Source organism: Pseudosulfitobacter sp. SM2401, from assembly GCF_042932805.1.
Classification (GTDB): Bacteria; Pseudomonadota; Alphaproteobacteria; order Rhodobacterales; family Rhodobacteraceae; genus Ascidiaceihabitans.
On the sequence record NZ_CP170633.1, the window covers coordinates 1,524,112 to 1,545,359 of the forward strand.

A 21,248-nucleotide genomic window follows, 5' to 3' on the forward strand; every position below is an offset into this window, starting at 1 on the left:
GGCGCTTCATCTGGCATGAGACTCGAAAAAATGGATGGTTTACCCAAGTAAGAGGTCGACAGCGTTATGCTGCAAAGGTGCACAGTTTCGATGAAATTGGCGGTCGGTGGATTTGCGGCGGCGTTGGGCGCGGTCAGCGTGGCACCAAACATGACATCTGCGGCAAATCTGCAATGGGAAGGACGCGCGCCTGACACAGATCTGAGCGCGGCACTCGATGCAGCATCACTGCTGAACGCCCTGCCCCAAGATGCCTCGGCCCAAGACGTTCTGGTCGCCGCACAAGCTGATTATGCCCGCCTGATTTCGGCGTTTTATAGCGCTGGGTTTTTCGGACCAACGATCAGCATCACAATTGACGGACGCGAAGCCGCCAGTATTCCGCCGGTATCGCCACCCTCGGTCGTGTCGCAAGTCGTGATCCGCACCACGTCGGGCCCGCAATTCGTGTTTGGCAAAGCCGAAATCGCGCCACTTGCCGCACGCACCGAAATGCCCGCAGGCTTTGCAAAAGGCGCGCCCGCTGGCACCGACATTCTGCGCGGCGCCGTGACCACCAGCGTCGATGCTTGGCGCAATGCCGGCCACGCCAAGGCACAACCTGTTGCCCAAGACATTTCTGCCGATCACCCGAACGCGCAGCTAAACGCATCCGTCACATTGGATCCGGGCCCACGATTGACCTTTGGCGACCTGCTGGTGGACTCCAAAAGCACCGTTTCAGACGAACGGATCGCCGAAATTGCAGGCCTGCCCACAGGCAGTGTTTACAGCCCCCAAGAGTTGCGGCGCGTCACCACCCGCCTGCGACGCACGGGCACTTTTGGCACGGTATCTTTGACTGAATCAGACACCATTGGTCCCAACGAAACGCTTGATATCACGGCACAAATCACGGACCAAACGCCGCGTCGCTTTGGGTTCGGGGCCGAAATTTCATCCCTCGAAGGGCTCGGCGTTTCTGCCTATTGGATGCATCGGAATTTCCTCGGCGGGGCTGAGCGGCTTCGCATTGAGGGTGAAATCGAAGGCATCGGTGGTGAAAGTGGTGGCACTGATTATCGATTGTCTGCGCGCTTTGATCGCCCCGCAACGTTCAACGAAGACACCAATTTTTACGCCGTTGCAGAAATTGAGCGCCAAGACGAGGTGTTGTATGAGCTCGACACGGCCTCGATTGAAATCGGGATCAAACGGTTTGCCACGGAAAAGCGGGAATATACCTTTGGGATTGGCATTGAAACCGCCCACTCTGTCGATGCTTTTGGCACTCGGGATTACACGATCTTTACGCTGCCAGTGGGCGTTCAATTTGACTACCGCGACGACACGCTGGACGCCAAAAAAGGCTATTACGCCAACATCAGCGCGACGCCGTTTCTGAGCATCGAAGGGGCGGGCAACGGGCTGCGCACCTACGCCGATCTGCGCGCGTTTTACACGATTGAAACCGCCCGCCCCCTGACGTTTGCGCTGCGTGGGCAATTGGGGTCGGTTGCGGGTGTGTCGCAGGCCTTGGCCCCCACCGATTTCCTGTTTTATTCCGGCGGCGGCGGCACAGTGCGAGGACAATCGTACCAATCGCTTTCGGTTGATTTGGGCGGCGGCAATCTGGTCGGCGGACGCTCGTTTATCGGCCTCTCGAGCGAACTGCGGCTCGAGGCAACTGACACCATCGGTTTGGTCGGGTTCTACGACATCGGCTACATCGGCAGCGAGTCGTTTCCCAACGGCACCGACGGCGATTGGCACAGCGGCGCGGGCGTGGGTCTGCGCTATGCCACAGGAATTGGCCCCATCCGGCTGGACGTCGCGGTGCCTGTATCCGGGCCCGACACCAGCTCTGATTTGCAGATTTACATCGGCATAGGACAATCGTTTTGAAACGCCTTTTTGCCATATTTTTCTGCCTGATCGCTTTGGTCGCGCCCGTGTTGGCCCAAGACGACGACAAAGGTTATCTGACCCGTCTGTTGCAAGACAACCTAAGCGGTGCGGGGCGCGATGTGCAGATCGAAGGGCTAACTGGCAGCCTGAGTTCGCAAGCACGCATTGCCAAAATCACCATCGCGGACAGCGACGGCATCTGGCTGGAACTGGGCGATATCGTTCTGGAATGGAACCGGTCCGCCTTGCTGCTTGGTCGCGTCGATGTGAAACAACTGACAGCCGCCACGCTGAACATGCCCCGCCTGCCGGTGTCTGAGGCTGGCAGCGGCGTTCCGTCACCCGAAGCGACGCCATTCAAGCTGCCGGAATTGCCCGTGTCCATCGACATCGAAAATCTGGCGCTTGAAAAGATCACTTTGGGTGCACCAGTGCTGGGCACCGATCTGGAACTAAAGACCCAAGCCGCGATACGTCTGGGCGGTGGATCGGGCACAGCTAAGGTTGTGGCGACGCGTTTGTCCGGTACGCGCGGAACGTTCAGGATCGATGCGGGTTTTGACAACGCCACCAACAACATCCTGCTGGACCTTGATCTAAAAGAAGACACCGGCGGGTTGATTTCGGGGTTGTTGAACCTGCCCCAAAACCCGTCCTTGTCGCTGATTTTGAACGGTGAAGGGACGCTGGATGATTTCAACGCCGATCTGCAACTGGCAACGGACGATACCGAGCGGTTGGCGGGCAACATCACGCTGCTTGCTCAGGTGGACGCTGAGACACCGGGTCGCGAAATCAAAGCTGACATCGCCGGTGACATTACCGCCCTTTTTGCCCCGCAATACCGTGACTTTTTTGGAGAAGACGTCGCGCTGCGGTTTGACGCAATTCGTGCGGACAGTGGTGCGCTCGATATCGCGGCCCTGGATCTGGTCACTCAAAAGGCCCGTATGACCGGCTCGGCCCGTCTGAATGCGGAAAACTGGCCGACTTTTATTGATATCGAAGGGCGCATTGCCGACACGCTGGGCGGCCCTGTGTTGCTACCGGCAGCGGGTGTGGAAACCTACATTGACGCTGCCGATTTGAACGTGAAATTCGACGCCGCTCAAAGCGATTCCTGGAGCGCGGAATTTGATGTCACCAAACTGAACCGTTCGGATATTTCAATTGCACGCACGAACCTGACAGCGATTGGGACGCTTACGCCCAGCAACGGCGGGCTGGGTCAGGTCAATGCCGATATCACAGCGCAGGTCGACGGGATCGGCGGCTTGCAAGACGCGGTGGCCCAAGCGGTGGGTGACGCGGTCAATCTGACAACCCGCGTGGAATATGCCAAGCAAAGCCCGCTCCAGATTTCCCAGCTGGTGTTGCAAGGTGCAGACTATGCACTGCGCGGAGAGGCGGTGATTGACACGCTGTCGACCGGCTTTGAAACCGATTTGCAGACGGCTTTGGTTGCGCAGGATTTATCCCGCTTTTCGGCGATCTCGGGTCAGGCGTTGGACGGCGCTGCTGATGTGAACATCAGTGGTCAAATTGCGCCTTTAGCAGGTCGTTTTGATCTGGCAATCAAAGGAACAGGAACAGAATTGCGCGTTGGTCAGGCGCAGGCTGATGCGGTTTTGCAAGGCGTCACACAGCTTGATATCAAAGCGGCGCGGGACGAGACCGGAACCCGCCTGGACCGGCTGAACATTGTTAATCCGAACATTGAATTGAATGCAGATGCGAACCTGCGTACTGACGCCGCAGTGGTGAATTACGACGCAACTTTGCGCGAAACGTCACTGATCGCCGAAGGCGTCACTGGCCCCCTCAGCGCCAAAGGACGTGCCACCCAAACAGGGGCACTCTGGAACGTCGATACTACAGCACGTTTGATCGCGGGCGACACCACTGTTGTGACAGGTCAAGCCGTGATCGACACGGCCAGCGCAGATTTGGACACGCAGGTTGATCTGGTCGTTGACGCCAAGAACCTCAGTCGGTTTTCCAAACTTGCCGCACGTGAATTGGGTGGTGCTGCACGCGTCAACGTGACTGGTACTGTCGCTGCAAAATCCCAAGATTTTGATCTGACAGTGGCCGGTGAAACCGTGAACCTGCGCACTGGTATTGACCAAGCAAACGCGATTTTGCGAGGCACGACGACGCTGGATAGCAAGGCCGTTCGCAGTGGGGAAACCTTGTCGCTCGAACGTTTGAGCGTCGAAAACGCTAATCTGCGTCTGGCTGCGAACGGAGAATTGCGCGCGGATCAAGCGGCGGTTCAATACGACGTAAATATCCGTGATGCGTCGGTTCTCAGCAGCGCTGTAACAGGGTCGCTGGTGTCAAACGGACGCGCAACAATGGCAGACGATGTGTGGTCGGTGGATGCCAGCGCGCGTGGTCCTTTCGGGGCCAGCGCCGATGTGTCAGGGATCGCCACGGGGCCGCGCACAAATCTGGCCATCGCCGCACGCATCCCGAATGTCAACGTTTTTGTCCCAGAGTTAAGGGGCCCATTAGCGTTGGATGGAACATTGCGCAAACCCGGCGCGGCCTACCAGATCGACGCAACCGCCAGCGGCGTTTCGGGCACACGCGCGCGCATCAACGGCACGATTTCTGACACCGGCCGTCCGAACATCAACGTCGCAGGCACCGTGCCCTTGGGGTTGGCCGCGCCGTTCATCCGCCCGCGCAGCATCCAAGGCCAAGCGGCGTTCGATCTGATGCTAAACGGCGGCTTTGGCCTGCCGAACCTGTCAGGACAGATTTCAACCAATGCCGCACGTCTTAGCGCCCCGACGTTGCAAATCGCATTGGAAAACATTGCAACAACTGTTCGCCTGGCCAACAGCCGCGCAAATATTGAGGCCACCGGTGCCGTCAGTTCCGGTGGCGGCGTGCAAGCCAGTGGAACGGTTGATCTGACGGGACGCATGCTTGCCGATCTAAAAATTGCGCTGAATTCGGTCACTTTGGTTGATCCGGCGCTTTACAAAACGACCGTCTCGGGCGGGTTGGCCTTGCGGGGTCCACTGACGGGTGATGCGCAGATCGGTGGTGATTTGGCCATCGGCGAAACGGTTGTGAACGTCCCCTCTTCAGGGTTTTCAAGCCTCAGCGACATTCCGAACATCACCCATATTCGCCCGCCTCAATCCGTGGTGCGCAGTCAGAAACGCGCGGGTTTGCTACGCCAAGACGAAAGCGCAACCGCGACGTCCTCTAGCAGTGCCGGCGGTTTTGGTTTGAACATCAACATCTCGGCCCCTTCGCGGATTTTTGTACGCGGGCGTGGCTTGGATGCTGAATTGGGCGGGCAACTGCGGCTAAGCGGAACCACCAACGACATCATTTCGGCGGGCCGTTTTACGCTGGTGCGCGGGCGCCTTTCAATCTTGCAACAACGCTTTGATCTGGACGAAGGGTCAATCGTGATGCAGGGCGATCTGGTGCCCTACATCCGTTTTGTTGCGACCACTGAAACCAGTTCAGGCACGGCCAGTGTGGTCATCGATGGCCCTGCGGATGATCCCACAATCAGTTTTGAATCATCCCCCGAAGCCCCCCAAGACGAAGTTCTCGCCCAGATCATTTTGGGCCGTGACCTAAGCCAGATTTCGGCGTTCCAAGCGCTGCAACTTGCCAATGCTGTTGCCGTTCTGGCGGGGCGACAAGACAATGGCATCATCACGAAACTGCTCAGTGGATTTGGATTGGACGACCTGGATTTGTCCACGGACAGCACTGGCAACACGTCGGTGCGCGCAGGCAAATACATCTCTGAAAAAGTCTACACCGACGTCACTGTCGGGTCGCAAGGTGACAGCGAAATTTCGATCAACATCGATCTTACGCCAAACGTCACCGCCAAAGGCAGCACCGCGTCGGATGGCAACACCGGCATCGGGATTTTCTTTGAAAAAGACTACTGAACGGCGAATGTCAGCCTAAGCTGTATCCCGACCCGCGTACTGTTCTGATCGGATCGCTGCCGTCAAATTGGGTCAGCGCCTTGCGTAAACGCCCGACGTGCACATCGACCGTTCGGGTGTCGACGTAAATATCACGCCCCCAAACACGGTCCAGCAGCAGCTCGCGGCTCCAGACCCGGCCTGGTTTTTCCATGAACGTGCTTAACAAGCGGAACTCGGTTGGGCCCAGTTTCAATTCGGTGTCGCCGCGCGTCACACGGTGGCTTTCGGCGTCCAAAACGATGTCTTGATATTCGACCCGCTGACCCACGGTTGACGGGCGCACACGGCGCAAATGGCTGCGTACCCGCGCCATCAATTCCAGCACGGAATAAGGTTTGATCACGTAGTCATCGGCACCGGTTTCAAGACCACGCACGCGGTCAACCTCTTCTGATCGCGCCGACAACATGATTACTGGAATGGCGCGCGTTTCAGGGCGGATTTTCAGGCGCCTGCACACTTCGATCCCGCTGAGGTGCGGCATCATCCAGTCCAGAACGATCACGTCGGGTTTGTCTTCTTCGACCAGCAGCAATGCTTCTTCGCCGTTCTCTGCGCGGCTGACAGCAAACCCTTCGGCCTCAAGATTGTAGGCCAACACTTCGCGCTGTGCCGGTTCGTCTTCGACCACTAAAACACGGGGTTGTGAAACTGACATGGCCCTGATCTCCTAAGCCTTGGTTGACGTTGTGTCAGATTTTGTGCGCGCCTCTTCCGGTTTTTCACCGGTCACCAGATAGACGGTTTGCTCGGCGATTGCAGTGACGTGATCGCCCATGCGTTCCACGTTTTTGCCAATGAAATGCAAATGCATGCAGGCGGTGATGTTGCGTGGATCTTCCATCATGAATGTCAAAAGTTCACGGAACAGCGTGTTGTACATCTGGTCCACATCGCTGTCGCGTTCGATCACATCCCGGGCGATCTCGGCGTCGCGATTGACGTAGGCATCAAGCGCGTCTTTCAACATTGCCCCGACTTCTTTTGCCATGCGGCGCAGGCTGGCGGCAGAGCCACTGACCGGATCCATTTGCGCCAAAACACCCGTGCGCTTGGCCATGTTTTTTGCGTAATCACCGATGCGTTCGAGATTGCCGCTGATTTTCATCACGCTCAGCACCAGACGCAAATCGCCGGCTGTGGGCGAGCGCAGCGCGATCAGCCGCGCGGCCTGTTCGTTTATGGATTCCTCTAGGGCGTCGATCACCTTGTCGGCGGCGCGCACTTGTTCGGCACGTTCAATGTCGCGGCTTTCGAGCGAAATAGCGCCCTCGACGATGGCCTCTTCGACCAGCCCGCCCATTTTCATAATCTGCGCCTGAATGTCTTCTAGGTCGCGGTCAAACGCGGATGCGATGTGGTTTTCTGTCATATCGTTCTCCCTACCCGATCCGGCCAGTGATATAGCTTTCGGTGCGCGGGTCTGTTGGGTTGGTAAAAATCGCGGCCGTCTCGCCGTATTCTACAAGATTGCCGAGGTGAAAGAACGCGGTTTTTTGACTGACCCGCGCGGCCTGTTGCATCGAGTGTGTGACGATTACGACGGCGTAGTTTTCACGCAGCTCGTCGATCAACTCTTCGACTTGGGCAGTGGCGATGGGATCAAGGGCTGAGCAAGGCTCATCCATCAGCAACACTTCGGGTTCGGTCGCAATTGCGCGCGCGATGCACAGGCGTTGTTGTTGTCCGCCTGACAATCCGGTGCCGGGGGCATCAAGGCGATCTTTGACCTCTTCCCAGATCGCGGCGCGGCGCAAAGCGCTTTCGACAATGATGTTCAAATCCGCTTTGTTTTGCGCCAAACCGTGAATGCGTGGACCGTAGGCCACGTTGTCAAAGATCGATTTCGGAAACGGATTGGGTTTTTGAAATACCATCCCGACCTTGGCGCGCAGTTGCACCGGATCAACACGGCGGTCGTAAATGTCTTCGCCGTCGATCAGAATATCACCCTCTACGCGGCAAATATCGATCGTGTCGTTCATCCGGTTGATACACCGCAAAAACGTCGATTTGCCACAACCCGACGGGCCGATAAACGCGGTCACGGTGTTGGCTTCGATCTCGACGTTGACGTCTTTGATGGCGTGGTTGTCGCCGTAGTAAACCTGCACGTTGCGGGCGGCGATTTTGACGTTTGCTGTGTCCACGACGTTCTCCTGAGTGTTCAAATCTTTCATGTCGCAATCCCTACCAGCGGCGTTCAAAGCGGCGGCGCAACAGCACCGCAATGGTGTTCATGGTGACCAAAAACACCAACAAAATAATGATGCCACCCCACGCGCGTTCGTAAAATGCAGGGTCCGCGCGTTTGGCCCATTCGTAGATTTGCGCGGGCATGGCAGAGTTCGGCGACATCAAACCAGCCGCGATGCTGTCGGGCGGGTTTGAGGCGATAAAACCAACCATTCCGATCAACAACAGCGGTGCAGTTTCACCCAATGCCTGGGCTAGGCCAATGATCGTACCGGTCAAAATGCCCGGCGCTGCCAGTGGTAAGACATGGTGAAATACCGACTGCATTTTTGATGCACCAACGCCCAAAGCGGCATCACGAATACTCGGTGGCACCGATTTCAACGAGGCCCGCGTCGAGATGATAATGGTCGGCAATGTCATCAGTGTCAGAACCAAACCACCGACCAAAGGCGCAGAATTCGGCAGGTGCATGTAGTTGATGAACACGGCCAGCCCCAAGATCCCGAACACGATAGATGGCACCGCGGCGAGGTTGGAAATATTTACCTCGATGATGTCCGTGATCCAGTTTTTCGGGGCGAATTCCTCAAGGTAGATGGACGCGGCGACACCGATTGGCAAGGCCAGCGCCAACACCACCAGCATCATGAACAAAGATCCGATCATCGACGTGCCCATGCCTGCTGCTTCGGGCCGCTGGTCTGACGCGTCTGATCCCGTGATAAAGGTCAGGTTAAACCGTTTTTGCAACGATCCATCCGTGATCAACTGATCGACAAAGTCCAACTGTTCGACGGAAATATTCTTGTCGTTGCCGATGCTGTCACGGCTGACGCGGCCCTTTAGAAATCCATCAACCCGTGACGAGGCGAGAAATTCGAATTCAACCGTTTCCCCGATTTGGTCGGGGTTGGCCAAGACAAAATTGCGCAAGTCAGCGGGCGCACTCTTTGACAAAATTCCAGCCATGGCCTTGGTTTTTAACGTCGTGTCCAATCCGGTCTTTGTGACCTTTTGTTCGAACGCGGACTTCAGCAAAGGCGCGTAGCCAAAGGTCGATACTTTTTTCAGATCCGCCAGATCGCGATTACCGTTTTTATCCAGCTTGCTTTCCAGCAGCGTGACTTCAAGCGTCACAAATGTCTGCTGAAAGGCACCGGCCCCACGGCTGACAATGTTGAACACCAAAATGCACAGCATCAGCAGGCCAATGGCAATGGCGATCATGCCGTAGCTCTTGAACCGCGCCTCGGCGGCGTTGCGTTTTTTGGTGCGCCTGTCTTGGACCAACAGCGATGATTTAGGGCTCATGAGATCGCTCAATCGTACTGCTCCCGATATTTGCGCACAATGACCAGCGCGATAATGTTAAGCCCCAAGGTCAGCACAAACAGCGTCAGGCCCAAGGCAAATGCGACCAGCGTTTCGGGGCTGGCAAAGTCGGTATCGCCGGTCAATTGGCTGACGATACGGGTGGTGATTGTGGTCATCGCCTCGAGCGGGTTGCCGCTGAATTTGGCGATGGCCCCTGCCCCCAAAACCACGATCATGGTTTCGCCAATGGCGCGCGATGCGGCCAACAAAATGGCGCCGACAATGCCCGGTAACGCGGCTGGCAACACCACTTGGCGGATGGTTTCGGACTGTGTCGCACCAAGGCCATACGACCCGTCACGCAAGGATTGCGGCACCGCATTGATGATGTCATCGGACAAGGACGACACGAACGGGATCAGCATGATGCCCATCACCAGGCCAGCGGTCAAAACGGCTGTTGCGCCGCTCATCCATTCAACGCCCAGCAGCCCGTCTTCGCCGCGCCCAAAGATGTTCACCAACATTGGCCCCACAGTCAGCAGCGCAAACAAACCGTACACAATTGTCGGAATCCCCGCGAGGATCTCGATCAGAGGTTTCGCAGCCGAGCGCACCTTGGCCCCCGCATATTCACTGAGGTAAATCGCAGCGAACAGGCCGATCGGCACGGCCACAGCCAGCGCGATAGCCGAGATGTACAGCGTGCCCCAGAGCAGCGGCAGGATCGACAAATCGCTGTTACCACGAAAATTCGGGGCCCATTTTGGCCCAAAGAAAAAGTCGGTCCACGGGTGCAGGCGGAAGAAATTGATTGATTCAAACAGCATTGAAAACACGATGCCAACGGTGGTCAAAACCGCCAGCGATGCGGCCAAAATCAGCAATGCCAAAATACCGCGTTCGACGGTGTTGCGCGCGCGAAAATCAGGTTTGGAAATGGCCACTGAAATCGCAAAACCGATCAGGGCCAGCGCCAAAGTGATGCCAATCATCCAGAACCGGCCTGAGCTCGATTGCTGGCGGTAGACTTGCGCAGCACTCAGGACTTCGGGTTTCACGACTGACCCAAGCGCGACGCCAACAGCGGCCAATGCCGCCCGCACATCGGTTGTGGTTGTGTCCAGCGCCAAGGCGGCTTCGCGCGTCATTTCGCCAGACCGGATTACGATGTCCAAACCGTTGGCCACGCGGCGCACGTCGCTCATGACCAACCCAACCGAAGACCCTTCGGCGATCACACTGTCAGGGATCAATTTAACCACAGCGGTTTCGATCATCATCGGTTGCGCAAGCAGCCAAATCACCAGCACCCCAAGGGCCGGCACACCGGTGAACATCGCAGCATTGGTGCCGTAATACGTCGGCAATGAATGCAGCTTGCGACGATCGCCACCAGCGCCCGCCAAGGCACGATTGCGCGCCACGCTGTAGGCCAAAACCGTCAGCGCGAGGATCACAAGAATTACGATGGTGGTGGTGCCCATAGTCGTGGCTTTCGCTGAAGTGCGTCGTTCAAAAAGTCACGCGGGGGGCCGCCAATTCTGACCGCCCCCCGCGTGGTGATGTTTTAGGAACCGGAGTTCATGACCGCCTCGTCAGCGACATTGGTTTGAGTTTTTTCGAGCTCAGGATCGGCGACCAAACCGTATTCGGCCAACGGACCGTCTGGACCGGCGATTTCCTCAGCAACAAAGAACTCAGCGAATTCTTTCAGCCCCGGGATCACGCCGATGTGCGCCTTTTTCACGTAGAAAAACAACGGGCGTGATACGGGGTATTCGCCGGTCGAAATGCTCTCGGTTGAGGGCACAACATCTGACATCGTTGCGACTTGCAGCTTGTCTGTGTTGTTTTCGTAAAACGCCAGACCGAACACGCCGATGCCGTCTTTGTTGCTTTCAATCCGCGCTAGCGTTTCGGTGTAATCGCCGTCGATGTCGACCGATTTGCCGTCCGTGCGCAAACCGATGCAGGCTTTTTCAGCTGCCTTTTTGTCGCCACTCGCTGCCTTGAGCGCGTCGAATGCGCCAGTTGCTTCGCAGCCCTCAAGGATCACTTTGTCCTCGAACACTTCGCGGGTGCCGTGTTTGGTGCCGGGCACAAAGGCCTGGATCGGCTGGTCGGGAAAGGACGCGTTGACCTGGTTCCAGTTGGTATTCGGATTGGCGACCATCTGGCCGTCGACCAAGATCGTGTCGGACAGGGCAAGGTACCAATCCGTCGGTGTGAACGCGAATGCCTCGCCTGCGATGTCAGAGGCAAAGACGATGCCGTCATATCCGATGCGCACTTCGATGATGTCGGTGACACCGTTGGCCGCACACACTTCGATTTCGCCGGATTTGATTTGGCGCGATGCGTTGGCCACGTCGATGGTGTTTTCGCCCACGCCTTCGCAAAAGCGTTTGAGGCCTGCAGATGATCCGCCCGATTCCACAACCGGCGTCGGGAAATCAAAGTTTTCGCCAAACGCTTCGGCCACGATCGAGGCGTAGGGCAAAACGGTAGATGATCCGGCGACTTGGACTTGATCGCGGGCGGCGGCGGCTGTGGCGGTTACGGCAGCAATCGCCAGCGCAGAAGTTGAGAGTTTTACGAGTGACATGCGTGTCTCCGTGTAAGGTCTATGCGATCACCCCCATGGCGATCTTGCCGCAGATCTAGGGGGCAGTTGCATAGCTTTTGTGACACCTGTGTAACAGTTTGATGACAAGACCACGGATAGGTCGCATTTTTCGCGATTTACGCAGAAATTGGCAGAACCACAGCAAAGGTCGATCCGGCACCTTTGACGCTGCTGATCTTGAGGCGCCCGCGATGCCGGTTCACGATGTGTTTGGTGATCGCAAGGCCAAGCCCCGTGCCGCCCAATGCGCGACTGCGATGATCATCGACGCGGTAAAACCGTTCGGTCAGACGGGGCAAATGGACCTCGTCTATGCCATCGCCGTAATCTGTAATCTGGATCAGGGCGCAAGGACCACGTGCAAAAGCCTCGCGTTTCAGCCGTTTTAGCGACACGGTCACACGCCCACCACTGCTGCCGTATTTGATCGCGTTGCCGATCAGATTGGTGAACACCTGGCGCAGTTGATCGGCGTCGCCTGCGATGATCAGCTCTGAGTCTGAAAAATCCGTTTCAATGTTGACGCCCGCCGCATCAGCAACCGGTTTGATCGAATGAATGGTCGACAGTAACACCGCATCGACGCAGACGTTGTCTGTCGGGCGCACGCGCTCATCGCTTTCCACTTGGCTTAGCGACAACAGATCGCCGACCAGCCGGTTCATCCGTTCCGCTTCGCTCTGCATGATGCCCAAGAACCGGTCGTGCGCGGGCGCGTCGTTTTTCGCAGGCCCTCTGAGCGTCTCGATAAACCCCATCAATGCGGTCAGCGGCGTACGCAATTCATGGCTGACGTTGGCGACAAAATCGCGGCGCATCTGGCTGGTTTGGGTCACATGCGTGATGTCCTCAAAACACAGGATGACCACTGTGTCGCCGGCGTCCACAACAGCGCGGCAGCTGACAGAAAACAACGTTTCTTGGCCAATATCGGTGTGCACGTACCGCGTGGTGCGATTTTCGCCATCTGCTTGCGTGGCTTCGATGCTGTGCAAAATGTCGGGCTGGCGCAGCATCGCGATGTAGCTGCGCTCAATGATTTGATCACCCAACAGCGCGCGCGCATCTGCGTTCGCCGCGATAATCCGGTCATCCAGATCGATAGCAAGGCCGGGCAACGGCAGCGCATTCAGAAGAGACTGAAAACCGGCGTTGCCCAACGGTTTATCCTTGGCTGGCAGCGACTGCCGCCGTGAAAACATCACACAGCGTTTTGGGGTCTTCCAGGCCAACCGAGATGCGAAAGAACCCTTCGCTCATGCCAAGCTCGGCGCGTTTTGCCTCGGTTAGGGCGCGGTGCGATGATGACGCAGGGTGCGAAATGGTCGTGCCGACGTCGCCCAAGGTTGGCGCGAAATTCAGCCCCTCAGCGGCGCGGGTAAAGGCGTTTGCAGACTTGCGCCCGCCCACCATTTCAAAGCTGACCATGTTGCAGAACTGTCCGTTCAACAGGGCGGCTGCACGGGCGTGATCGGGGTGGTCATCACGGGATGGGTACAGCACACGTTTGACGCCATCCAGTCCCGCCAAATGATCGGCCAGCGTCGCTGCAGTGCTCTGGGCACGATCAAAACGCAGCTCGAACGATAGCAAGCCACGCTCTGCCAACCAGCAATCAAACGGGCTGGGCGACATGCCTGTGGTGACGCAGAACACCCGCATCCGGTCGGCCAGTTCCTGGGTATTTGCAGCAACATAGCCCAGCATCACGTCCGAATGGCCCGCCAGCAGTTTGGTGATCGAATGGATCACAATGTCAGCGCCGGCATCGAACGCTTTGAACGCGCGCGGCGTGGTGAATGTGTTGTCGACGACCAGCAAGACGCCGGTTTCTTTGGCAAGGGCGGCAAGGCCTGTGATGTCGGCCACACGCAGGGTCGGGTTCGACACGACCTCGACCAAAATCATCGTGGTTTCAGGGCGGATCGCGGCGCGCACAGCCGCCACATCACAGGGGTCAACCATCGAAGTGGTGATGCCAAGGCGCGGCAAATCTTCGGACATCAGGCGCAGGGACCGACCGTACAACTGGTTGCCGCCAATCACGTGGTCACCCGCCTTGGTCAAGCCCAGCAAAACCGCGGACACAGCCGCCATGCCGCTAGAGGTCACAACGCCCGGAAATGGCGCGTCTTCCAGCTTGTCGATCAAGCCGCCAAGGACATCTGCGTTCGGGTGGCCCTCGCGCGAGTAGGTGTAGCCCTGCAGATCGCCATCGTATTGCTGATCCAGCATGTCGGGCGTGTCCGAGGCGTAGACCACAGACATCGACAACGGTGTCACAACCGGGCGGCTGGCGCTGGCGGGCAGCGGCACAGGGCGCATGATGGATGGTTTTTCGTTCTTCATTTAGCCAACAACTTTCATCTGATCGCGGAAACGGCGCATGTTATCTTGGTAGTGCAAGGCTGAGCCCTCGAGCATTTTGATGGCTTGGTCATCCAATTGACGCACGACTTTGCCCGGTGCGCCCATGACCAACGACCCGTCCGGAACTTCCTTGCCTTCGGTGATCAACGCCCCTGCCCCGATCAAACAATTCTTGCCGATCCTGGCACCGTTCAGAATGGTCGCACCCATCCCGATCAAGGAATTGTCGCCAATGGTACAGCCGTGCAGCATGACTTTGTGGCCGATGGTGCAGTTGGTGCCGATGCGCAAAGGATAGCCTTTGTCGATGTGCATCACGCAGTTTTCCTGCACGTTTGACCCAGCCCCGATGCGGATTTCTTCGTGATCAGCGCGGATCGTGGCCCCGAACCAAACCGAGGCACCCGCCTCTAGTACAACTTTGCCAATCAGGTTGGCGTCCGGTGCGACCCATGTGTCGGCGTGCATTTGCGGCGTGTCATCGCCAAGGGCGTAAATGGTCATGGTGTGTCCTCGAATTGAGTTTGCAGGGCGCGCACGTGATCGGTCAAATGCGGTTGCTGGCTGCGGCGCAGGCGCGTGGCACTGATGATCGTCTTCAGCTGCTCTTCGGTTCGATCAAGATCGTCGTTCACCAGCACAAAATCGTAACCGCCCCAGTGGCTGATTTCATCCCAGCTTTTCTCCATCCGGCGCGCAATGGTTTCCGGATCATCCTGACCACGGTTTTCCAGACGGCGACGCAGTTCAGTGATCGAAGGCGGCAGCAGGAAAATCGACAAAGTGTGCGGACCCAAGGCCGAGTTGGTGATTTGCTGCGCGCCTTGCCAGTCGATGTCAAACAGCACGTCGCGGCCCCGATCGATGGTTTTTTGCACCGGCCCTTTGGGGGAGCCGTAGAAATTGCCAAAGACGTGGGCGTGCTCCAGCATTTCGCCGCTCGACACCATCGATTTGAAATCGGCTTCTTCGGTGAAATGGTAATCTTTGCCGTCGATTTCCCCGACGCGCGGGTTGCGGGTGGTCGCGGACACGGAAAAGCTCAGCTCGGGATCCCACGTTCGCAATCGTTTGGCCAGCGTACTTTTGCCCGCACCCGAAGGCGAAGACAGGATGATCAACAAACCACGACGATCGATACTCATTTCCGGTTACTCCACATTCTGGACCTGTTCGCGCATCTGGTCGATCAGCGCCTTCAGCGCCAGGCCGACGCGCGTCAGATCGGTGTTTTGTGCTTTGGAACACAAGGTGTTGGCCTCGCGGTTGAATTCTTGCATCAAGAAATCCAGCTTACGACCCACAGCCCCCCCCGCCGCCAGCAAATCGCGGGCCGCGGTGACATGGGCCCCAAGGCGGTCGATTTCTTCGGTCACGTCGGATTTCACCGCCAGCAAGGCAAGCTCTTGGGCGATGCGTTGTTCGTCCACACCGTCGACGTTGTCCATCACGTTGGCGATATTGCGGCGCAGGTTTGCGGTGACTTCAGGCAGACGGGCCAGCGCGATGGTGGCGGCCTCGGCGGTCAGTGTTTCGATCTCAGACAATTGCGCATGCATGACAGCGTCCAGCGCGGCACCCTCGCTTTGGCGCATTTGGTCAAAGGATTGGATGACCGTTGCGGATTGCGCGATCAGGGCGGCGGCCAGCGGTTTGGTGTCTTGGTCAGCGGTTGTTTGATCCAGAACGCCGCGCATCGCTGCGATGTCAGATGCTTTGGACGGGGCCAAAGACACGCCGCGATCCATCGCGTGTTCCTCGATCTCGGCCATGGCCGTCAGAATCGATGCCAGCATGTCGGTGTTCACGCTGAGCTGTCCGGTGCTGTCTTCGCGCATCACCCGCAACGACAGCGTGACATTGCCGCGCGCGGCCACTGCTGCCAGTGATTTGCGCAGATCGACCTCAAGCCCGTCGATCCAGTCGGGCACCCGCAGGCGCAGATCCAAACCCTTGCCGTTGACGCTGCGCAATTCCCAGCTCCAACTGTAAACATCATGCGCGCCTGTGGCCGAGGCAAAGCCGGTCATCGATTTGATCATATTGAGCACCCTAACAAAGTGGATGCTTTGCATTACGGCCATTCGCGCAGGTGGGGCAACCCCCTAGGCCCGCCGCGCACCTTCCGAAATCAGCCATGTGACGTCCCGCAACTGTTAACCATTTGTTAAGATTATGCACAATTTTCGGCATCTTCACGCTATTAAGCCCTCATCAACCAATAAGTCCTGAGTTGATAGAATTTTTATGGCATAAGGAGGTGAGAGACCGCGTATGGACAACCCAATTGATCGGAACATCTTGGCCATGAACGATTTCAGAGCAGACAGCGGCTACGGAGCCATTGCGCAGGTCGAATCCTATTGGGAAGGTCTGCGTGGCAATCGGCTGTTGCCTAAACGGTCGGAAATTGATCCGCGCGGCATCGAAATGGCACTGGAATACAGCTTTGTTTTGGAACGTATTGCGCCGGGCATGGCGCGGTTGCGCATTGCGGGCAGCCACTTGGGTGATTTGATGGGGATGGAAGTGCGCGGCATGCCACTGACCTCGTTCATCGCGCCCTCTGGTCGACGTGCGCTTGGCGACACTCTGGAAGACGTGTTCCAGCGCCCCGCGATTTGCGAACTGGAACTGATCGGCGAATCCGGTTTTGGAAAACCTGACCTTGAGGCACGGATGCTGTTGTTGCCGCTCAAAAGCGATTTGGGTGACGTCAGCCGCGTGCTGGGCTGTCTGGTGTCCAAAGGTGACATGGGGCGAAAACCGCGCCGGTTCGAAATTGCCAAAACAACGATGCGCGCCATCGAAGCGCCAGCAACGACCCCAAAACCCGTGCATGTGGTCGAGGCCGAAAAACTGGGCAATCAGATTGCAGGCCTTGCCGAAGACGCCGCACTGTTTAAGCCACGTGCCAAATCAAGCACGCCGCAGCGGACGTCGCGCGCTGATGTTCCGTATTTGCGACTGGTCAAAAACGACGATTGATCCGAGCGCGTTGCCTGCCCGTTTTGGGTGACGGCCCAGAAATCATCCCATAAAAAAGGGCGCTTGTTTACCGCAAGCGCCCTTTTTCGTTGATGTGTTAGGTCAGCCTAGCCCGCTTTGACGTGCTGCGCGCTGCGGCGGCCTGACAATTCCTCGGCCACTAGAAACGCCAATTCCAGCGATTGGCTGGCGTTCAAGCGTGGGTCGCAAGCCGTGTGGTAGCGATCTGACAGGTCTTCGTCGCTGACGGCCCGTACACCACCGGTGCATTCGGTTACGTCTTGCCCGGTCATCTCGAAATGCACGCCACCAGGGATCGTGCCCTCGGCATCATGGATCGCAAAGAAATCACGCACTTCGCGCAACACTGATTCAAACGGACGGGTTTTATAGCCCGAAGACGATTTGATCGTGTTGCCGTGCATCGGATCACAGGTCCAAAGCACGTTTGCGCCCTCTTCTTTTACGGCCTTGATCAAACGCGGCATGTGTTCGCCCACGTTGCCCGCGCCAAAGCGGTTGATCAGCGTGAGGCGCCCTGCTTCGTTTTCAGGATTCAATTTTTCCATCAACACCTTGAGGTCATCCGCAGTGGTCGTCGGACCACATTTCAGACCAATCGGGTTTTGAACCCCACGGGCGAATTCAACATGCGCACCGTCTGGCTGACGGGTGCGATCGCCGATCCAGATCATGTGCGCAGATCCGGCCAACCACTTGCCGGTGGTCGAATCAACGCGTGTCAGCGCCTCTTCGTATTCCAACAGCAGCGATTCATGGCTGGTGTAGAATTCTACGGTCGAGAATTCATGCGTCGTTTCACTGGTGATGCCAGCGGCGTTCATGAAATCCATCGTGTCCTGGATACGATCTGCGATCTGCTGGTACTTTTCGACTTCGTATTGATCGCTAAAGCCCAAGGTCCACGAGTGCACGCGGTTCATGTCGGCAAAGCCACCGGTCGAAAACGCGCGCAACAAGTTCAACGTTGCAGCGGCCTGGGTGTAGGCGCGCAGCATTTTCTTTGGATTCGGAATGCGGGCTTCGGGGGTGAAGGCCAGTTCGTTGATGATGTCACCGCGGTAGCTGGGCAATTCCACCCCATCGATGGTTTCAGTGTCGGCACTGCGTGGTTTGGCGAATTGCCCCGCCATACGACCCACTTTGATCACCGGTACTTTGGCACCGTATGTCAGCACCATCGCCATTTGCAGCATCACTTTGAAGGTGTCGCGAATGCCGTCTGAATCGAACTGGTCAAAGCTTTCGGCGCAATCGCCGCCTTGCAACAAAAACGCCTCGCCGCGCGATGCAGCGGCCAGATGCGCCTTTAAACGACGGGCTTCGCCTGCAAAAACCAACAACGGATAGGTGCTCAGCTGGGCTTCAACTGCCGCCAAAGAGGCCGCGTCGGTATAATCGGGCATCTGAATCCGCGGTTTCTTGCGCCAATCCGATTTGTTCCAATTGCTCATCTGTCTTCTCCGTTTTTGGCCCGGGGTTGGGCCCGATGATAGATCATGTATTCGACCACAGGTTCGGTCGCCATGAGGGATGCACTATATAAAACTGCGCCCCAAGGTACCATATCTCTTTTAAGTGCTCTTGACGCAAGGCAGAGAGCATGACCAAGGTCACTTATTCTGCCTTGACGGCAGCCACGCTGAGCCTTTTGTTGACTGGCTCCTCGATACAGGAAAAGCCGCGATGTCAAATCCGCGCACGCCGTTCGGTTCAGGCAGATCTTCGGGTACACCCCAAACCGGCGCCAAAACGTCACAAGACAAGCCCAAGCGCTTTGTGTTTGTGCTGCTCGATAACTTCACATTGCTGTGCTTTTCGGCTGCTTTAGAAAGCCTGCGCATTGCCAACCGTATGGCCGCAAGCCCGGTCTATGAATGGCGGGTGATTGGCGAGGGCGGCGAATTCGTGCAATGCTCTGCCGGCGCTTGGTTCAAGCTGGACGGTGATCTGGATGAATTGACGCGCGATGACACCGTCATGATCTGTGGCGGCATCGATGTTCAGTCGTCGACCACCAAACGGTTGCTGAACTGGCTGCGCCGCGAGGCCCGCAAAGGCGTGACGATGGCAGGTCTGTGTACGGCCGCCTACACGCTGGCTAAGGCCGGATTGCTGGATGGTAAAAAGGCGACGATCCACTGGGAAAATCAGGACAGCTTTGCCGAGGAATTTCTTGAGGTCGAACTGACAAAATCCGTATTTACGGTTGATGGCACCCGCATGACCACGGCCGGTGGCACGTCGTCGATCGATTTGATGCTGAAACTGATTGCCGACCATCAGGGCGAAGAGCTGGCGAATTCTGTTGCTGACCAGCTGATTTATTCGTCTATCCGCACGGATCAAGACACCCAGCGATTGTCTGTACCCACCCGTATCGGTGTGCGCCATCCAAAGCTGTCACAGGTCATCCAGATCATGGAAGGCAACATCGAAGAGCCGATCAGCCCTTCGATTTTGGCCAAAGATGTGGGCATGTCCACGCGCCAGCTTGAACGGTTGTTTCGCCGCTACCTGAACCGTTCGCCCAAACGTTATTACATGGAATTGCGCCTGCAAAAAGCGCGCAACCTGCTGATGCAAACGGATATGAGCGTGATCAACGTGGCCCTTGCCTGCGGTTTTGCCTCGCCGTCGCATTTTTCGAAATGCTACCGCGCGCATTACGACACGACACCCTACCGCGAACGGGGATCGCATGCAGGACGCCTGTCAATTTAGATCGCCTGTCGATCTAGGGCGCACGGCTAATCCGGTACAGAACGCCGTCACCGGCACTCAGAAACCAAATGGAACCATCCGCAGCTTGTTGAATATCGCGCACGCGGTTGGTGTGTTCGGACTGCAAACGTTCAACTTCGCGCACAGCGCCGTCCGTGGGCGTTAGCCTGCTGATCAGATCAAACTTGAGGCTACCGACCAGAATGTCGCCCTGCCATTCCGGAAACATCTGCCCCGTGTAGACCAGCAACCCAGAGGGCGCGATGGACGGATCCCAATAATGCAGCGGTTGTAGCATGCCATCTTTTGCCGTGCCCTCGCCGATTTTGCCGCCAGAATAATGCACGCCGTAGCTGATCACCGGCCAGCCGTAATTCGCGCCTTTGACGATCTGGTTCACCTCGTCGCCGCCCTTGGCACCGTGTTCCGCAGTCCACAGCGTGCCCGCGGCATCCAACCCGGCACCTTGCGGATTACGGTGGCCAAATGAATAGATCTCAGGTGCTACGCCAGTTACGCCCAAAAACGGGTTGTCTGCCGGAACCGACCCGTCGCGGTTGATGCGCACGATTGATCCGTTGTGATTGCTGCGATCTTGGGCCGACGGACGATTGCCGCGATCACCAAGTGTCACAAACAACGTGCCGTCCAACGCCTCGACCACTCGTGATCCGAAATGGCGCCCTGTTTCCCCAACCGGCGCGCTTTCGAACAGGTCAACGACGTTCTCTAGCGTTGATCCATCATCGCTAAGCCGGGCGCGGGCCAGTGTGGTGCCGCTGCCTTGAGGCTGTTCTTTGGCGTAGGTCAAAAACAGCGCGCGGGTGTGGGCAAAATCGCGCGCCAAAGTGATGTCGAGCAAACCACCCTGCCCGTCCGTTGCAACAGCTGGCACATTTTGCACCTCGATCCGTTGATTTGACGTCACCAGGATCAGCGCGCCGTCGCGCAGTGTGATCAGGATATCACCGTTGGGCAACTCGGCAAAACCCCACGGCGTATCAAGGTCTTGGACGATCGGTGCGACCTGAAATTTGCCGAGCGATGTTTCCATGGCAACCGTTTGGGATGCGATTCCCGTCGCGGCAATTATCAAGGCGATTTGTTTGAACATGTTCTGCTCCCGTGGGTTCAATAAGGAA

At 57.2% G+C, this 21,248-nt stretch carries 17 protein-coding genes; 4 read left to right on the plus strand and 13 right to left on the minus strand.

All coding sequences use genetic code 11. The annotated features are described in order from the left end of the window. Positions 1-90 precede the first annotated feature (90 nt). Together ACFIO0_RS07550 and ACFIO0_RS07555 are read left to right on the plus strand one after the other, a co-directional pair. Positions 91-1,884, plus strand: coding sequence for a BamA/TamA family outer membrane protein (locus ACFIO0_RS07550; protein ID WP_390914737.1), 1,794 nt, complete (start codon positions 91-93; stop codon positions 1,882-1,884). After that, on the plus strand, positions 1,881-5,819 hold the full coding sequence (locus ACFIO0_RS07555) for a translocation/assembly module TamB domain-containing protein (RefSeq protein ID WP_390914738.1): 3,939 nt from the start codon (positions 1,881-1,883) through the stop codon (positions 5,817-5,819). The genes ACFIO0_RS07550 and ACFIO0_RS07555 overlap by 4 nt, the downstream gene beginning before the upstream one ends. A gap of 10 nt (positions 5,820-5,829) precedes the next feature. Here ACFIO0_RS07555 and phoB read toward each other — a convergent pair whose 3' ends face one another. The 11 genes from phoB to ACFIO0_RS07610 all read right to left on the minus strand — a co-directional run bounded on the left by phoB (position 5,830) and on the right by ACFIO0_RS07610 (position 16,415). After that, positions 5,830-6,519, minus strand: a complete 690-nt coding sequence (gene phoB, locus ACFIO0_RS07560; RefSeq protein ID WP_390914739.1) for a phosphate regulon transcriptional regulator PhoB — start codon at positions 6,517-6,519, stop codon at positions 5,830-5,832. Between the two features lie 12 nt (positions 6,520-6,531). After that, on the minus strand, positions 6,532-7,233 hold the full coding sequence (gene phoU, locus ACFIO0_RS07565) for a phosphate signaling complex protein PhoU (protein WP_390914740.1): 702 nt from the start codon (positions 7,231-7,233) through the stop codon (positions 6,532-6,534). Positions 7,234-7,243: 10 nt separating this feature from the next. Next, entirely contained in the window at positions 7,244-8,041 is a 798-nt protein-coding gene (gene pstB / locus ACFIO0_RS07570; RefSeq protein WP_390914741.1) for a phosphate ABC transporter ATP-binding protein PstB, read from the minus strand. A 10-nt stretch (positions 8,042-8,051) separates the two neighbouring features. Continuing rightward, the gene (gene pstA / locus ACFIO0_RS07575) at positions 8,052-9,371 is read right to left on the minus strand and encodes a phosphate ABC transporter permease PstA (RefSeq protein WP_390914742.1); all 1,320 of its coding nucleotides are present in this window, start codon (positions 9,369-9,371) and stop codon (positions 8,052-8,054) included. Positions 9,372-9,379: 8 nt separating this feature from the next. After that, positions 9,380-10,861: a phosphate ABC transporter permease subunit PstC gene (pstC, locus tag ACFIO0_RS07580; RefSeq protein ID WP_390914743.1), complete on the minus strand. Its 1,482-nt coding sequence runs from the start codon at positions 10,859-10,861 to the stop codon at positions 9,380-9,382. Between the two features lie 83 nt (positions 10,862-10,944). After that, complete coding sequence (locus ACFIO0_RS07585; RefSeq protein WP_390914744.1) at positions 10,945-11,982, minus strand: substrate-binding domain-containing protein; 1,038 nt, start codon at positions 11,980-11,982, stop codon at positions 10,945-10,947. Positions 11,983-12,119: 137 nt separating this feature from the next. Continuing rightward, entirely contained in the window at positions 12,120-13,163 is a 1,044-nt protein-coding gene (locus ACFIO0_RS07590; RefSeq protein ID WP_390914745.1) for an ATP-binding protein, read from the minus strand. Positions 13,164-13,167: 4 nt separating this feature from the next. After that, positions 13,168-14,352: an aminotransferase class I/II-fold pyridoxal phosphate-dependent enzyme gene (locus ACFIO0_RS07595; RefSeq protein ID WP_390914746.1), complete on the minus strand. Its 1,185-nt coding sequence runs from the start codon at positions 14,350-14,352 to the stop codon at positions 13,168-13,170. Continuing rightward, entirely contained in the window at positions 14,353-14,877 is a 525-nt protein-coding gene (locus tag ACFIO0_RS07600; RefSeq protein WP_390914747.1) for a DapH/DapD/GlmU-related protein, read from the minus strand. It lies immediately after the preceding gene. Next, positions 14,874-15,518, minus strand: a complete 645-nt coding sequence (gene gmk, locus ACFIO0_RS07605; protein ID WP_390914748.1) for a guanylate kinase — start codon at positions 15,516-15,518, stop codon at positions 14,874-14,876. The genes ACFIO0_RS07600 and gmk overlap by 4 nt, the downstream gene beginning before the upstream one ends. 6 nt (positions 15,519-15,524) lie before the next feature. Next, complete coding sequence (locus tag ACFIO0_RS07610) at positions 15,525-16,415, minus strand: YicC/YloC family endoribonuclease (RefSeq protein ID WP_390914749.1); 891 nt, start codon at positions 16,413-16,415, stop codon at positions 15,525-15,527. Positions 16,416-16,680: 265 nt separating this feature from the next. Between ACFIO0_RS07610 and ACFIO0_RS07615 the strand changes: the two genes are divergently transcribed. After that, on the plus strand, positions 16,681-17,361 hold the full coding sequence (locus tag ACFIO0_RS07615) for a PAS domain-containing protein (RefSeq protein ID WP_390914750.1): 681 nt from the start codon (positions 16,681-16,683) through the stop codon (positions 17,359-17,361). 107 nt (positions 17,362-17,468) lie between these two features. On the opposite strand, the gene ACFIO0_RS07620 is transcribed toward ACFIO0_RS07615, so the two are convergent. After that, positions 17,469-18,836, minus strand: coding sequence for a class II 3-deoxy-7-phosphoheptulonate synthase (locus ACFIO0_RS07620; protein WP_390914751.1), 1,368 nt, complete (start codon positions 18,834-18,836; stop codon positions 17,469-17,471). A gap of 232 nt (positions 18,837-19,068) precedes the next feature. Here ACFIO0_RS07620 and ACFIO0_RS07625 point away from each other — a divergent pair, with 232 nt between their 5' ends. Continuing rightward, a complete protein-coding gene (locus ACFIO0_RS07625) occupies positions 19,069-20,106 on the plus strand; it encodes a helix-turn-helix domain-containing protein (RefSeq protein WP_390914752.1) in 1,038 nt (345 codons plus the stop codon). A gap of 13 nt (positions 20,107-20,119) precedes the next feature. On the opposite strand, the gene ACFIO0_RS07630 is transcribed toward ACFIO0_RS07625, so the two are convergent. Next, entirely contained in the window at positions 20,120-21,220 is a 1,101-nt protein-coding gene (locus ACFIO0_RS07630; RefSeq protein WP_390914753.1) for a PQQ-dependent sugar dehydrogenase, read from the minus strand. Positions 21,221-21,248 lie beyond the last annotated feature (28 nt).